The sequence below is a fragment of the Bradyrhizobium sp. SZCCHNS3002 genome (assembly GCF_032377435.1).
Classification (GTDB): domain Bacteria; phylum Pseudomonadota; class Alphaproteobacteria; order Rhizobiales; family Xanthobacteraceae; genus Bradyrhizobium.
This window is the reverse complement of the sequence record NZ_JAUHHY010000004.1, coordinates 116425-132600: the sequence shown is the minus strand read 5'-3', so window position 1 is coordinate 132600 and position 16176 is coordinate 116425. Positions and strand designations below refer to the sequence as shown.

The 16176-nt window shown below is 63.2% G+C and carries 7 protein-coding genes; all 7 read left to right on the top strand.

What is annotated here, in order from left to right; genetic code table 11:
* Positions 1 to 751: 751 nt before the first annotated feature.
* The 7 genes from QW845_RS10290 (at position 752) to QW845_RS10260 (ending at position 15975) form a co-directional block, all read left to right on the top strand.
* Positions 752 to 3583: a DEAD/DEAH box helicase gene (locus QW845_RS10290; protein ID WP_315801758.1), complete on the top strand. Its 2832-nt coding sequence runs from the start codon at positions 752 to 754 to the stop codon at positions 3581 to 3583.
* An 87-nt stretch (positions 3584 to 3670) separates the two neighbouring features.
* A complete protein-coding gene (locus QW845_RS10285) occupies positions 3671 to 4828 on the top strand; it encodes a hypothetical protein (protein WP_315801481.1) in 1158 nt (385 codons plus the stop codon).
* Between the two features lie 322 nt (positions 4829 to 5150).
* The gene (locus tag QW845_RS10280) at positions 5151 to 6830 is read left to right on the top strand and encodes a recombinase family protein (RefSeq protein ID WP_315801480.1); all 1680 of its coding nucleotides are present in this window, start codon (positions 5151 to 5153) and stop codon (positions 6828 to 6830) included.
* Positions 6831 to 7226: 396 nt separating this feature from the next.
* Positions 7227 to 8183, top strand: a complete 957-nt coding sequence (locus tag QW845_RS10275; protein WP_315801479.1) for an ArdC family protein — start codon at positions 7227 to 7229, stop codon at positions 8181 to 8183.
* 103 nt (positions 8184 to 8286) lie between these two features.
* A complete protein-coding gene (locus tag QW845_RS10270) occupies positions 8287 to 10410 on the top strand; it encodes a ParB/RepB/Spo0J family partition protein (RefSeq protein WP_315801478.1) in 2124 nt (707 codons plus the stop codon).
* Positions 10411 to 10615: 205 nt separating this feature from the next.
* Positions 10616 to 14923, top strand: a complete 4308-nt coding sequence (locus tag QW845_RS10265) for a strawberry notch-like NTP hydrolase domain-containing protein (RefSeq protein ID WP_315801477.1) — start codon at positions 10616 to 10618, stop codon at positions 14921 to 14923.
* Entirely contained in the window at positions 14923 to 15975 is a 1053-nt protein-coding gene (locus QW845_RS10260; protein WP_315801476.1) for a toprim domain-containing protein, read from the top strand. Before QW845_RS10265 ends, QW845_RS10260 begins: the two co-directional genes overlap by 1 nt.
* Positions 15976 to 16176 lie beyond the last annotated feature (201 nt).

Here is a 16176-nt window from a genome sequence, read left to right as displayed (position 1 = left end):
CATCATTTTGCCGGTTAGGGATTGTCTCTGAATTTCTTGGGACGTCACGCAGATCTGGTCCGTCGCGGAGATGCGCTTCGTCGTCGGACCTGAAGCTGGGACAAAGGTCTCCTTTTTCGCCGACGCTGTTGAACAGTTCAGTCTCGTCGATCAAGTGTTCGACCACGATGTGGACGATTCGGCTGGCGGCGATTTATTCTGCAACTGCAGTAAATTGCAGATCTTGGGTGCCTTGTTGACCCGAATCCGCTAGGTGTCGTCAGATGGCTGGGCTCTTTTCCCGGCGCCCTCAGTGATACGCGAGCCGAAATCTTTGCCCTCAGTCCTTCGTATTTCCCGCAGCTCTGTGCAGCGGAAGACGACTGCACCAAAATCCACCACCGCACCAAAGAAGCCGTCTCCACGCAAGAAGATCTTGGGTGCGCCTAAAAAGGCAGCGGCTGCGAGGCTTGCCGTATCCTCCGCATCGCCACTGGGACTTTTGGCACTGCACCTCGTAGAACGGTGGCAAGGGGCTGGTCGAAGCGGCCTCGTATATCTCGCCGAGAACGAGCGCAGAGCCGAGCGGTTAGCGTCCATCATTCTGGTTCTCGAGCCGGCGTGTGATGTGCTCGTTTATCCACGACTGAACACCTTGCCATTCGATCTGCTCGAGCCGTCGCGTGACATCGCCGGCAGACGAAGTTCCGTGTTGAGGCGTCTTGCGCTCGCAAAGAGGCCGATCCTGCTGATCACGACCGTGGAGGCGCTGATGGAGCGCCTTCCGCTGCCGGCGGACTGGTCGGGGATCGGCATGCTGCTGCGGGTCGGCGACGCCTATTCTGAGCGGCAGTTCGAATCGCGCTTTGGTGCGCTCGGATATGACCTGGATGACAGCCCGGACTATCCCGGCGGGGTGCTGTTTCACGGAAACACGTTCGAGATCTTTCCTGCCGGCGCGCGCGGCCCGTTCAGGGTCGAGCATTCCGGGGGCAGGATATGGCGGATTGCCGCCTTCAATCCGTTGAATCAGGAGGTGATCTCCGAGCTCAAGCAGCTTCAGATCGATCCGATGTCCGAGCGGCTTGCGTTCAAGGAACGAGCCCGGAACAAAGCCACTCTGTTCGATTACTGCGCGCGAGCCAAGTGGATTGCCGATGCGGAGGTCCCCAAGCACGCGGACACGTGGCTGAGCACGATCGAGGACGCGGCTTCCCGCGCTGAGCGTGATCGTGCGTATGTGAGCCGTCGCGAATGGGACCAAGCGGCGAAGAGGATCGCTCTGCTGTCGACGACAGCGCCATACCGAGCAACGCCGGAGTTCTTCAAGGAAGCCGCGCCCCGAAAGACGCTGCGCGCTTTTGTCGACGAAGCCCAGCGTCGCGACGCGCGTCTCGTGTTTGCTGCTGCGGTCGAGGCGGATCTGCGGCTGATGGCGGCGATGAGCGGGGTCAAAGCCGAATGCGCCGCTGATTGGGCGCAGGCAACCGCCAGGGGCCGGAGAGAAACGGCGTTGCTGGCCGGCTTCGACGCCGGCTTCATCATTCCTGGGCGGAAACCAATTGTCGTCATCACCGCGTCCGATGTTTTCGGCAGCAGGGCGCATCAGCCGCAGCCCACGAATTGGGCCTGGACACCTGGCTTCGAAGCCGTGGACCTGCCCGAGCTTGGATCGGTGGTCGTTCATCTGCAACGTGGACTGGCCCGGCTTGGCGGATTGCGGTCGATGGGCAGTGCCGGAGTCTCTGCTCGTGAGATGGCTCGGCTGGTGTTTGCCGAGAATGATGCCGTTCTGGTGCCTCTTGCGGAGTTGGCCTTGATCTGGCCCTACGCGGCTGAGCTCGGCGACACCTCTCTCGACAAGGCCGATGGCAGCTCATGGCGGCCGCGGCGCGCCGCGGCCGAGACCGAGATCCATGTCGTCGCCAAGGAGGTCGCAAAGCAGATGAACCAGCGCCGGCGGCGGCCGGCGCCGAAGCTCGTGCCGCGGCCGGCCACCTATGAGAAGTTCGCCGCGCGGTTTCCGTATTTCACCACCCCGGATCAGGCCCAGGCCATCCGCGACGTTCTCGATGATCTCGCGTCGGGGCACCCGATGGACCGCATCGTCTGCGGCGATGTCGGCTTCGGCAAGACCGAGGTCGCGTTGCGCGCCGCTGCGGCCGCCGTCCTGGCGGGAAAGCAGGTTGCGATCGTCGTTCCGACCACGGTGTTGGCGCGACAGCATGTAGAGACGTTCCGCAAGCGCTTTGCGACGCTCGGCATCGAGGTCGGAAACCTGTCGCGGATTGCGTCGACGGCCGAGGCGCGCAAGGTGCGCGAAGGATTGAAGAGCGGTGAGCTCAAAGTTGTCGTCGGGACACTGTCGCTGGCTGCCAAGGAGATCAAGTTTGCCGATCTTGGCCTGATCATCATCGACGAAGAGCAGCATTTCGGTGCGGCTGACAAGGCCATGCTGTCCGGTCTCAACAATAGCGGTCATAGGCTCTGGATGAGCGCGACGCCCATCCCACGCACGCTCGCTGCAGGCTTGACCGGCCTGCGGGATCTCAGCGTGATTGCGACGCCCCCGGTTCATCGTGTTCCGGTCGTGACCAAGGTGGCGCCGCTTTCCGACATCGCGATCGCCGCCGCCCTGGTGCGCGAGCAGCGGCGCAATGGCCAGAGTTTCGTGATCTGCCCGAGGATTCAGGATCTGGATCCGATGCTGGCCCGGATCCACGCGCTGGCGCCCGAACTTCGGATCATTGCGATTCACGGCAGGTTGCCTGCAGACGAGATCGACGAAAGGCTGATGAAATTCGTCGAAGGCAATGCGGACGTCCTGCTCGCGACCAACATCGTCGAGAGCGGTCTCGATATCCCGCGGGCCAATACCATCGTCGTATGCTGGCCTGAAAAATTTGGCCTGGCGCAGCTGCATCAGCTCCGCGGTCGGGTGGGGCGGGGCGGCATTCGCGCGTTCGCGCATTTCCTGACGGAGGGCGGTTCCGACCGGTCGGAGAAGCGGCTGTCCGTTCTCGAGGAGCTGAACCGCCCGGGCGCTGGCTTTGCGATCAGCGCGCGTGATCTCGACCTGCGCGGCGGCGGCGACATGCTGTCGGATCGGCAGTCCGGCCACGTGCAGGTCTTCGGCCCGACTCTGTATGGCCATCTGCTGACCCTGGCGCTCGAGGGCGACCGCGAAGGGATGTCCGCCCTTTGGGTTCCGGAGCTGAACCTCCCCATCGCCGAGCTGCTTCCGTCGGATTATGTGCAGTCGGAGGCGCTCAGGCTCGAGATCTACGCGCGCGCCGCGCGGTGCCGGACGGATGACGAACTCGAAGAACTCGAGGACGAAACGCAACGCCGCTTCGGCACTCTGCCACCGGCGGCCTGCGACTTTTTCGCTGTGGCCAGGCTCAGGGTGAATTGCAGGGAGCGCGGGATCATGCGTCTCGATGTCGGGCCCGAGGCGATTGCGGCCATGCTGCTTCCGGGGCGGATTCGAAAATCGTGCTCACGCCTGCTGCAGCGTGACGGCAATCGGCTCATCTATGCCGAGCGCAGCGGCGAGCCTCCCCTGCGAAGGATCGAACGGTTTCTGGACCTCCTGGACGAATAGCGGATGACACGCGAGTCCAGTTGTGGCGCTACGTGATGGACTGGGCGCCCTGCGGATCCCGAGAAGAAACGTATTTGAGGGGAAAACATGACTGGGCTTTCTGGGGTCTTCTTGCTGAAGGGGGAGGACACTCTGGTCGCGATGGAACCAGGCCAGTTTGCGACCGAAGACGACTTCCAGCGCTTGCTGGCTCGATTTCCGGAGTTGCTTGTTGGCGATCAGATCGATCCGCAGAGCCCAAGGCGATGGCTCCTCGTAAAGCGCGAGCAGCCGATCTCGACGGGGGAGGCGAGTGCGTCTCTATGGTCGATCGACCACGTGTTTATCGACCAGGATGGCATCCTGACCTTGGTGGAGATTAAGCGGCAGAGCGATAGCCGTCTCCGGCGGGAGTTCATTGGTCAAATGCTGGACTACGCCGCCAACTGTGCGTCTTACTGGTCAGTAGAGGGGCTGCAATCCTCTCTGGACAAAACCTGTCTGGAGCAAGGCCTTACGTCGGAGGCTGCGCTTCGAGAGCTGCTCGGCACCGAGACCAGTATCAACGAATTCTGGGAACGGGTCGGCACAAATCTTCAAGCTGAAAAGATTCGGCTCATTTTCCTCGCTGACGTGATACCCGTCGAATTACGCCGTGTCGTGGAATTCCTCAACAGACAGATGAATCCTGTGGAAGTTCTGGCGGTCGAGCTGCGTCAGTTCGTCAACAAGGATCTAAAGACGATCGTACCAACAATCTACGGTCAGACTCAGGCCATGACCCGAAAACGTCTAGGGGCCGTGACGAGGTGGAATGAACAAAGCCTGTTCGAGAAGTTGTCCCGGACCGTCGGGTCCGATGAGCTGAATGTTGCGAGGGAAGTCTTTGCATGGATGGCCAAGGGAGGAAAACGTCCCCTCGTCTTTGGGACGGGAAAGGAGAATGGCTCGGTCTATCCGGTATTCAAACCAGGCGGGGTGCTGATCAATCCAACATATCTGTCGTCGGACGGAAAGCTATGGCTCCAATTTGGGGCCCTTGAGAACAAGCCGATATTCGGATCGATGGATGCTCGACACAAGCTGCTGGAGCGGTTCAACGCAATCAAGGGGGCGGACCTTCGCGAAGCTGATCTGTCGAAATACCCGTCAATTTCATTGAGGACGATCGCACAGGACCCTGCGGGCAGAGCCAGCTTGATAGCGGCCTTGAAATGGATGGAGGAACAAATCTACCCATCCAACGAGCTTGCCGAGCTGGGATGACAAGCCTCGCGCTTGGGCGCCGGCAAAGCCGACCTCGTGCTCGAGACGGCATGTCGAGGATTCATTCCGCCAACATGCGGAAGCGGCCTCCGTCGGTCCAGCTTATCATCAACCCAGCGATCCAGGTCTCGGTCTGATTGACCGAGACGAGCGATATCAGGGAGCAACTGCTGAGGAAGGACCGTGCACTCTTCGAGGTCACGGGACATGGCGACAACCGGCGGCCATACCGAGGGGCGCATTCTCACGACGGGCACGCAGACTTGTCAGCGGCCCGGAATTGGCGTCTGCTTGCTTGGACAACCCGTCGGAGGCGTGATCAGTGTCAAACGCACTCGTCGTCCGTGAGACCCATCTCCCCCGATCCCTCGATGGGCGCGCAGCGCAATATGTCCGCATGTCCACGGACTATCAGCGGTACTCAATCCAAAATCAAGCTGCAGCGATCGCGGCTTACGCGCATGCCCATGGACTTGCGATCGTCAAGACCTATGCTGACCATGGTGAGAGCGGTCTCAAGATCAAGAACAGACCGGGACTTGCCAAGCTGATCGAGGATGTCAGCAATGGACGCGCCGAGTTCAACCACATCCTCGTCTACGACATTAGCCGGTGGGGGCGGTTCCAGGACGCCGACGAAGCTGCACACTACGAGTTTGTCTGCAAGCAAGCCGGGATCAGTGTCAACTATTGCGCCGAGCAGTTCGACAACGATGGCAGCATGCTCTCTAACATCGTCAAGAACCTCAAAAGGGTCATGGCCGCCGAATACAGCCGTGAACTGTCGGTCAAGGTGCATACGGGTATTTGCCGCTTTGTTCGACTTGGATTCTTGCCCGGCGGGCCCATTGGCTACGGCCTTGAACGCGTTCTGGTCGACGAGCGCCTTCAGCCGAAGGGGGTCATGGGAAAGGGAGAGCGGAAATATCTTCAGACCGATCATATTCGTCTGCGGCCTGGCGATGCACACGAGGTCGCCGTTGTGAGGCGGATCTTCGCTCGCTTCCTTCAGGTGAAGTCCGAGAAGGCCATCGCAAAGGAATTCAATCGCAACCGGGTATGGTGCCGAGGGAAGCCCTGGAGAGCCCCCACGATCAGCCGCATGCTGCGAAACGAAAGTTACGTCGGCAATCTGGTCTATAACCGGCAGTCAAGCAAGCTGGGCGGTGAGCGTATCAACAATCCCCCGAACCTATGGGTCCGTGCTGAACATTGCTTTGAACCTATCGTTTCGAATGACGTCTTTCTTGCTGTTCAGAAAATCATGAAAGAGAGGCGCGTCGACATCAGTGAAGAGGAGATGCTGCTCCGTCTGAAGAAGACATTGAAGAAGGAGGGGCGTCTCACCCCGACGATCATCAACGCAACGGCCGAGCTCCCGTCCGCCCGAACCTTTGTTGATCATTTCGGGACTTTGCGAAACGCCTACAGGCTGATTGGATATCAGTCGCAGCGACGCTGTGAGTACATGGACATCCGTCAGGAGTGGGTTGAGCCACTCTCAGCTCTCGCCATACGCATTTGCCAAAGGATGGAAAAAGAAGGATGCGGCGCAAACCTTCACAGCGTGAAAAGCCTTTGGATCAACGTCGGTGTTCCAGAGCAGCATCTGATTGTTGACAAGAAGTGGCAGATCTATTTTCGGGTGGCTTACTGGACGGCTGGAGCGCGGCCGGGATTTTCTCCCTTTTGGACGGTCTCGTGTCGACGTCTACCGGTCGGGTGGATCGTAGCAATCCGGCTAGATGAACATAATAGGGCCATTCTCGACTACGTCCTGATGCCAACGGTTCCAAACGACAGCAACATGATCAGATTCCGTGAACATGGGCGTGCCGATCATGGCGTCGCCTACTTCAAGACGGAAAGTGAACTTACCCGGGCGCTGGTCCGCCTGCTTACCAAGGACAGGCGTGTCGTGCGAACAATGCAGCGACAGCGGTCCCGATCAGTGAAAACATCCCGATCCGCCGGAAAGGGCGCTGGCGCACGGCTTCGATAGAGCGCAAGTAGAGATACGCTCCAAGGAACGGTCCGTAGTTGCGTCGGAAATCGCCGTTCATTTTGGAGATTTGAACAAGGTCGGATGCCGGATCTGATTGTTCGGCCATCACTGTCTCCCGAGTTGAGCCAGCACCTTATTAACCACTGATTTGCCCGACGGCGCAAGGCAAAATTCCGTTTAAGCGAAATTTGGTTCGACGGTTACGGCTGCCCAGGTGAGGCGATCTCCTCCGAACCCGCGCGGGCCGCCTCCTCCGGAGCAAAGCGAATGCGGACTGACCGGTAGACGGTTGGTGCGCTCATGGCTCTCCTAGAGGAAGAGTGCAGGCCGAGTTGGCCGTGACGGGTTGGAAGCGGCGAGAGAGTTTTGCCGCGCCCGTCGCGGAGATCCGCGATGCAGGAACGGAGAGTTGGAGCGCATGCCGGTGAAGGCCGGGCGAGCCTCTATGAGGAGATTACGAGCAAGATCATCAGTGAGCTGGAGGCCGGCCGCGTGCCTTGGATCCAGCCATGGGGAAGGCAAGCTGCGAAAGCTCAGCTTACCTTGCCCGGTAATGCCGCGACCGGGCGATCGTACTCAGGGATCAACGTTCTGATACTCTGGGGAGCGGTGATCGAGCGCGGTTTTCGCAGCCAGAGCTGGCTGACGTTTCGACAGGCTTTGTCTCTAGGCGGCCATGTCCGCAAGGGCGAACGCGGTGTCACGGTCGTCTATGCCGATCGCTTCGTCCCATCCGACGAACGGCGGCGTGCGCGCGAAACCGGCGATGAGGCGCACGCCGTTCCGTTTCTGAAGCGGTTTACTGTCTTCAACACCGACCAATGCTCGGCTCTGCCGGACGATATCGCGACCGCGGCACCGCCGGCGCCGGCCGGTGCCATCCAGCCCGCCGTGGAGTCGTTGATTACGAACAGTGGCGTCGACTTCCGGATTGGCGGTGACCGGGCTTTCTATGCTCCGGTCGAGGACTTCGTGCAGGTCCCGCCGCCTGCGGCGTTCTTCGAGCCGATCAACTGGCACCGCACAGCCTTGCATGAGCTCGCGCATGCCAGCGGTCATGCCTCCCGGCTCAAGCGTGATTTGTCGGGGCGGTTCGGCAGCCGCGAATACGCCTTCGAGGAGTTGATCGCCGAGATAGCATCGGCCTTCAGCTGCGCGGCGCTTGGCATCGTGCCGACCCTGCGCCACGCGGACTATATCGGCTTCTGGCTCGATGTCCTGCGCGAGGACAGTCGCGCTATCGTCCGGGCGGCGAGCCAGGCAAGCCGCGTGGCCGACTATCTCCTCGGCTTCGCACCTGGTGCGGCTGGCGGCACTGAGGCGATCGGACCGGTTTGCACCGCTGCCTGAGCGTGCTCAACGAGCAGAGGAGAGGAAGAGGGCGAGAGGTGCTCTGCGAGGGGTGAAGGCCTGAGAGAGAGGCTCCGGGCTACCCTTCGCGGAGAACCAAGAGATGACCAAAGCCGCCCAGAAGATCACGCTGTCGCCGTCGCGCGACATCCCCTTCAACAAGCTGGTGCTGAGCCAATCCAACGTACGCCGCGTCAAGGGCGGCATTTCCATCGAACAGTTGGCGGAGAGCATCGCCGAGCGGACGCTGCTGCAAAGCATCAACGTTCGGGCCGTCCTCGATGCTGACGGCAAGGAGACCGGGATGTTCGAGGTGCCGGCGGGCGGCCGCCGCTACCGTGCCCTCGAACTCCTCGTCAAGCAGAAGCGGATGGCGAAAACACAAGCCGTGCCTTGCGTGGTGCGCGATTCCGGTTCGGCGCTGGACGACTCGCTCGCCGAGAACGACCAGCGTGTCGGTCTGCATCCCCTGGATCAATTTCAGGCATTCCAGGCCCTGCGTGACGGCGGCATGGGAGAGGAGGAGATCGCGGCGCGGCACTTCGTGACCGTTGCGGTCGTCAAGCAGCGGCTGCGGCTGGCCGCGGTCTCGCCGGCGCTTCTGGACGTGTATGCCGCCGACGACATGACCCTGGAGCAGCTGATGGCGTTTTCGGTGACGTCGGATCACGCACGCCAACAGGAGGTCTGGGACAAGGTCAGCCGTTCCGGCGGCGATACGCCCTACCAGATCCGGCGGCAGCTCACCGAGCAGACGGTTCGGGCGTTCGATCGCAGGGTCCAGTTCATAGGGCTGACTGCCTATGAGATGGCCGGCGGCGCTGTGCTGCGGGATCTGTTCGAGGCCGACGATGGCGGCTGGCTCCACGATGTCGCGCTGTTGGATCGGCTCGTGGCGGAGAAGCTGAAGGCGGAAGCGGAGCGGATAGGCCTTGAGGGCTGGAAGTGGATCGCGGCCGCCGTGGACTTCCCTTTCGGGCATACTCATGGCTTGCGCGAGCTTCACGGGCAGCCGGCAGAGCTCACCGCCGACGAACGGGCGACCATGGAAGCGCTGCGGACCGAGCAGGCCGGGCTCGAGGCCGAACACGGTCAGGCCGATGAACTGCCTGAGGATATCGATCAGCGTCTCGGTGAGATCGAGGCGGCGCTGCAGTCCTTTGACGAGCGGCCGATGATCTTCGATGCAGCCGAGATGGCGCGCGCTGGCGCGTTCGTCAGCATCGACTCGGAAGGCCGGCTGCGCGTCGCCCGCGGTTTCGTCCGACCCGAGGATGAGGCCGTGGTGTCGGAAGATGAGCCGGAGACCGAAGCTGGTCACGACAGGGACACTGCGGCCGCCATTCCGGATATGGAGGGCAGGGTGCCGGCGGCGACAATCGTCATCGGTCACGGCGAGCAGGACGCGCCTGACGGCGCGGAGGATGTCGATCGGCCGCTGCCCGACCGGTTGATTAGCGAGCTCTCGGCGTATCGCACGCTCGCCCTTCGTGAGGCACTCGGCCGAGAGCCATCCATCGCCTTCCAGGCGGTGCTGCACACCTTCGTGCTCGCGGCCTTCTATCCCTACGGGTCAGTCCTCAACTGCCTGGAGATCTCGCTGCGCACCCCGAGCTTCCCGGCGCAGCCGCCGGGCCTGCAGGACAGCGCTCCGGCAAAGGCGATCGCCGCGCGTCACGCGGCCTGGAAGGCGAAGCTGCCGGCCAACGACAAGGAGCTCTGGGCAGCGTTGACGACGATGGACGGAGCGGCCCAGGCAGAGCTGTTCGCCCATTGCGCCGCGCAAGCGGTGAACGCGATCTTTGAGCCGGCCAGCCGGGTACATCAAGGCCGCCTGTCCGCCCATGGCGTCCGCGGGCGCCTCCAGCAGGCCGACCATCTGTCGCGCGCCGTCGGGCTCGACATGATCAGCGCCGGCTGGAAGCCCACCGTCGACACCTATCTCGGTCGCGTCACCAAGCACCGCATCCTGCAGGCCGTGCGAGAAGCGAAGGGCGAAGCGTCGGCGCAGCTCATCGAGCATCTGAGGAAGCCGGACATGGCGCGTGAAGCCGAGCGGTTGCTTGAAGGCAGTCGCTGGTTACCCGAGCCCCTGCGTGGCGCGGATGCCGAGGTAACGCAGGCGGTCGATGGCGTCGATTCCGCTAGCCTGCCGGCGTTCCTCAGTGAGGATGAGGAGGCGACGGACGGCGCTGACGACGTGGAGGAGATCGTGGCCGCGGAATGATCAGCTTGCCTTAGCGGCCGACCCCAACCTGAAGAAAGCGAAGTGAAAGCCCGGTCAGATCGGCCGGGCTTTTTTCATGGAGGTCCCTGTCGCGTCGAGCAGCTCGAGAGTGAGAGAGGCGGAGCTGCGCGATTGAGTCCGCCGGACCCGAGAGAGCGTTCGGCGGTGCTCTTCCGTGTTCCGCTCTCCTTGAAGGTTCCTCGACATGATCACCGAGACGAGCTCACCTGCGGCGCCCTTCGCGCTGCTTGCGCGCGCCAAGGCCGTCCTTCGTGCGGCCGAGCTGCTGCTGCCAAACCTTACCCGTGGCGAGCGGATCGATGCCAGGTGCCTGCGCCTGGTCATGCAGACTGCGTTTGGCGCCAGTGACGCCGATGGAAGCTGGGATTGGAAGACGGCCTACGAAGCCTGTGAGATCGCCTCTGTGCTATTCCTCGTCAGGCACGGTCCAGCGATGATCAAGGCCAGCAAAGGCACTCCCCGGGCCATGCTGCCGATGATCGCAAAGGTCGCGGCCCTCCTGCCGAGCCACACCAGGCGCTCGCTCGAGAGCCAGAGTCTTCAGCAGTTCTCGACCCCGCTGCCATTGGCGCTCGCTGCGGCCGCGGCGGCGCAAGTGACCTCGGCCGATCGGGTGCTCGAGCCATCGGCGGGGACAGGAATCATGGCCGTCTTTGCGGGGCTTGCTGGCGGCTCGCTTCTGCTCAATGAGCTCGCTGCAAGTCGCGCAGCCTTGCTCGATCGGGTGTTCGCGGGTCTGACCGTGACCCGCTTCGACGCCGCGCAGATCGATGATCATCTCGATGCGGCCTTCGTTCCAAGCGTGGTTCTGATGAATCCCCCGTTCTCCGCGACCGCGAGTGTGGACCGTCCGCTGGCCGATACGGCGTTGCGCCATGTGTCTTCGGCCCTCGCACGGCTTGGAGATGATGGGCGACTGGTCGCAATCACGGCCGCCGGCCTTGCGCCCGACAATCCGACCTGGACGGATGCCTTCGTGCATCTGCAGGAGCGCGGTCGTCTGGTGTTCTCCGCGGCGATCGATGGCGCAGTCTATGCGCGGCAGGGCACGACGACCGCCACACGGATGCTCGTGATCGACAAGCGCCCAGCGCCGGACGCTCGTGTGTTTCCGCAATCTGCAGGCGTGGCACCTGATGTCAGGACCTTGCTCGGCTGGATCACGGCTCTCGTGCCACCACGGCCGCTGATGGCCAGCCGGTTTGTCGCTCAGGTGGGGCAGCGTGCGAAAATTCGTTCGACGCGGGATCTGGATCCCGCATGCTCCTCTCCATTGCCGACGTCCAGTGAGCCTGAGGGCTGCGAGCTTGCCTACGACATCGTGGATGAGGTCTCCGACGAAGGAACTCGCCTGACTGACGCGCTCTATGAGACGTATCAGTTGCAGTCGATCCGGATTCCGGGCGCGCAGCCTCATCCCACGAAACTCGTGCAGTCGGCGGCGATGGCCTCCGTCGCACCGCCAAAGCCGTCCTATCGGCCGCATCTTCCGGCCAGGATCGTCACCGAAGGCGTGCTGTCCGGCGCGCAGCTCGAGAGTCTCATCTTTGCCGGCGAAGCGCATGGTGGACTCCTCGCCGGCTTTTGGACGGTCGACGAGACCTTCGACCAGGTCCGTGCGGCCGGCGAGGACACGGAGACGGCGGTCCGCTTCCGGCGCGGCTGGTTCCTCGGTGATGGCACGGGCGCCGGAAAAGGCCGCCAGGTCGCCGGCATCCTGCTCGACAATTGGCTGAAGGGCCGGCGCCGGGCGGTCTGGATCAGCAGGTCCGACAAGCTGATCGAGGACGCGCAGCGCGACTGGGCAGCGCTCGGTATGGAGCGGCTTCAGGTCACGCCGCTGTCGCGCTTCCGCCAGGGGGCGCCGATCCGGCTCGATGAGGCCATCCTTTTCACGACCTACGCCACGCTGCGGACCGACGAGAAGGCCGAGAAGCTTTCCCGCGTGCGCCAGATCGTTGACTGGGTGGGACGGAATTTCGATGGCGTGATCATCTTCGACGAGAGCCATGCGATGCAGAACGCCGCAGGCCACAAGGGCGATCGGGGCGATCAGGTGGCTTCACAGCAGGGCCGCGCCGGATTGCGGTTGCAGCACGCGCTGCCCAATGCCCGCATCGTCTACGTCTCGGCGACAGGCGCGACCACCGTTCACAATCTGGCCTATGCCCAGAGGCTGGGACTGTGGGGCGGCGCGGATTTCCCGTTTGCGACGCGGGCGGACTTCGTGGCGGCGATCGAGCAGGGCGGTGTCGCGGCCATGGAGGTGATGGCGCGCGATCTCAAGGCCCTCGGGCTTTATGCGGCGCGCTCGCTGTCCTTCGAGGGCGTCGAATACGAGCCGCTCGAGCACCGGCTCACGGACGAGCAGGTCAGGATCTATGACGCCTATGCCGAGGCGTTCGCGGTCATTCACAACAACCTCGAGGCCGCGATGCAGGCGGCCAACATCACCGGCGCAACCGGCACGCTGAACCCCCAGGCCAAATCGGCCGCGCGCTCGGCCTTTGAGTCGGCCAAGCAGCGCTTCTTCGGGCACCTCCTGACTTCGATGAAGACGCCGACGCTGATTCAGGCGATCAAGCGCGATCTCGATGCTGGCCACGCCGCGGTCGTCCAGATCGTCTCCACAGGTGAAGCCCTGATGGAGCGCCGGCTGGCCGAGATCCCGACCGCGGAGTGGGGCGACGTCCAGGTCGACATCACGCCGCGCGAATATGTCCTCGATTATCTCGTCCATTCCTTCCCGGTCCAGCTCTACGAGCCGTTCACCGATCGCGAGGGCAATCTGTTGTCGCGTCCGGTCACTCGCGATGGCCGGCCGGTCGAGAGCCGCGAAGCGGTCGCTCGCCGCGATCGGATGATCGAACATCTCGCTTCGCTCGCGCCGGTGCCGGGTGCGCTCGACCAGATCGTTCAGCGCTTCAGCACGGACATGGTCGCTGAGGTCACGGGCAGGTCGAGACGGATCGTCCGCGTCCGCGATCGGATGGTGGTCGAGACGAGGGCGACCTCTGCCAACCTCGCTGAGGCCGCAGCGTTCATGGATGATAGGAAGCGCATCCTGGTGTTCTCGGATGCCGGCGGCACAGGCCGCAGCTACCACGCCGAGCTCTCGGCGACGAACAAGCGGCTGCGGGTGCATTATCTGCTGGAGCCAGGCTGGAAGGCGGATGCCGCGATCCAGGGGCTTGGCCGGACCAATCGCACCAACCAGGCGCAGCCACCGCTCTTTCGCCCTATCGCCACCGACGTGAAAGCCGAAAAGCGCTTCCTGTCGACGATCGCGCGCCGGCTCGACACGTTGGGCGCGATCACCCGTGGCCAGCGCCAGACCGGCGGACAGGGACTGTTCCGGCCGGAGGACAACCTCGAAAGCCCGCACGCCCGCGATGCCCTGCGTCAGTTCTATGGGCTGCTCGCCCGTGGGCAATTGGGGAGCTGCTCGCTGCAGCGGTTCGAGCAGGCCACGGGATTGAAGCTCACGGACGAGAACGGCCTTCGCGACCAGCTGCCGCCGATCACGACATTCCTGAACCGGCTGCTGGCGCTGACCATCGAGCTGCAGAACATCCTGTTCACGGTGTTCGAGCAGTTGCTCGCGGCGCGGATCGAGGGCGCGATCGCATCCGGGACTTTCGATGCCGGTCTGGAGACGCTGCGTGCAGAAAGCTTCGTCGTCATGGAGCGGCGCACCATCAACACCCATCCGGCGACAGGTGCCGAGACGCATCTCGTCACCATCGCCCAGCGTGACCGCAACCGGCCGATATCGCTGAACGAGGCCTTGGAGCGGCTGCTGCAACGCCGCGCTGTTCCAGTGATCCACGTCCGCTCGGGCCGAGCGGCGATCCAGGTGCCGGCGCCGAGCTGGTTGCTCGACGATGGCGAGATCGAGCAGCGCGTCCATCTGATCGGACCGATGCGACGCCAGACTCTGCCGCTCGCCAGGCTGGCCGAGCATGATTGGGCCGAGGCAGACCGCGAGCAGTTCAAGGCTGGCTGGAGTGCGGAGCTCGCATCCATTCCGGAGTTCACGACCACCACGATCTACCTCGTCACAGGGCTTCTGCTGCCGATCTGGAAGCGCCTCCCTCAGGAGTCCGCGCGGGTCTACCGGCTCCAGACCGATGCGGGCGAGCGCATCATCGGCCGCAAGGTGCCACTCAGTTGGGTCACCGCAGCGTCGACCGAGCGACCTTCGCTCGCTCCCGATGACGCGTTCACATCCGTGCTGCGTGACGGCTACGTACTCGATCTTCATGAGGGCTTGCAGCTGCGGAGGGTGCGCGTCATGGGCGCCAACCGAATCGAGCTCTTGGGCTTCCCTGCGGGCTTACGGGATTGTCTCAGGGCCTCCGGGCTGTTCAGCGAGATCATCTCGTGGAGGCTGCGGATGTTCGTGCCGACCGATGCAAGCGGCCCGGCGATCCTAGCCAGCGTTCTGGAGCGGTTTCCAATTGCTGAGGTCCGCGGGCGGGAGCTGTCGTGATGTCAGACGACGCGTCTGAACTGGCGCGCCGCCTTGCGCGTGAGGCCGAGGCGGTGTGCCGTCACTATCTGTCCAGCGGCAGACGTCAGGGACGCTACTGGTTGGTCGGTGATGTCAACAACACGCCGGGCCGATCATTGTTCGTGCGATTGCACGCCTCATTGAAGGGGCCGGCCGGCAAATGGACGGATGCTGCGACCGGGGAGCATGGCGATCTGCTCGACGTCATCGGCTCGGTTTGTGGCCTGAGCAGCTTTCACGAGGTTGCCGAGGAGGCGCGCCGTTTTCTGAAGCTGCCGGACTGGGAACGCAAGCCTCCAGTCGGTGCTGTGAACGCTGTGCGCCCCCGCGACTCCGCCAGAGCGGCTCGCCGGCTGTTTGCGATGGGGCAGCCGCTGTCTGGAACGCGCGGCGAGGCCTATCTTGCTCATCGCGGTATCGACCCGCGCGCAGGCACTGATGGTCTCCGTTTTCATCCACGCTGCTACTATCGGCCGGACGATGCCACCGATGTTGAGACATGGCCCGCGCTGATTGCCGCTGTGACCGACCTCGAGGGGCATATCACCGGGGTTCATCGCACCTGGCTCGATCCCGACGGCTTCGACGATCGCAGGCTTGGCAAGGCGCCAATCGACACGCCGCGGCGGGCGATGGGCGATCTGCTTGGGCATGCCGTGCGCTTCGGGACCGCCAAGGACGTGCTTGCGGCCGGCGAGGGCATCGAGACCATGCTGTCGTTGCGGACGGTGCTGCCGACCTTGCCGGTTGCTGCTGCGCTCTCGGCCAATCATCTGGCGAATCTGCTCTGGCCGGCCACGTTGCGCCGGATCTATGTCGCCGTCGATGCTGATGCTGCTGGTATCGCCGCGGCAGAGACGTTGACGGCACGCGCGCTGGACGCCGGTATCGAGGCGATCGCATTATGCCCTCGCCTGGACGACTTCAACGAAGACCTGCGCGTTTCAGGGACAGCCAAGCTCCTGGACGTCTTGCGTCAACAGCTGCTGCCCGAAGATGCCGAGCGTTTCGTGAGCGCGGCTGCGACCTAAACGTCGGCTCGACGCTGGAGAGTCGTTCGGCGCTCGCCGCGCGTCGTCGGGACAGGGGGATCTCGTCAGGGCGTCGGAGAGCCGCGCCGGGGCCTTCTGAGAGGCGATCGAACGGCAGGCGGTCCGGTCCGGCAATGGCGGTGCGTGGCTATTTTCCGCCGGCCCGCAGGCGGGCCTTTGCATCGCGAGGCAAAATAGCCG

Bases quoted from the DNA above. Each gene is read 5' to 3' on its own strand.
- QW845_RS10275 (WP_315801479.1), top strand. From the start codon at position 7,227: ATGCAGGAACGGAGAGTTGGAGCGCATGCCGGTGAAGGCCGGGCGAGC.
- QW845_RS10260 (WP_315801476.1), top strand. From the start codon at position 14,923: ATGTCAGACGACGCGTCTGAACTGGCGCGCCGCCTTGCGCGTGAGGCC.
- QW845_RS10285 (WP_315801481.1), top strand. From the start codon at position 3,671: ATGACTGGGCTTTCTGGGGTCTTCTTGCTGAAGGGGGAGGACACTCTG.
- QW845_RS10265 (WP_315801477.1), top strand. From the start codon at position 10,616: ATGATCACCGAGACGAGCTCACCTGCGGCGCCCTTCGCGCTGCTTGCG.
- QW845_RS10290 (WP_315801758.1), top strand. From the start codon at position 752: ATGGAGCGCCTTCCGCTGCCGGCGGACTGGTCGGGGATCGGCATGCTG.
- QW845_RS10270 (WP_315801478.1), top strand. From the start codon at position 8,287: ATGACCAAAGCCGCCCAGAAGATCACGCTGTCGCCGTCGCGCGACATC.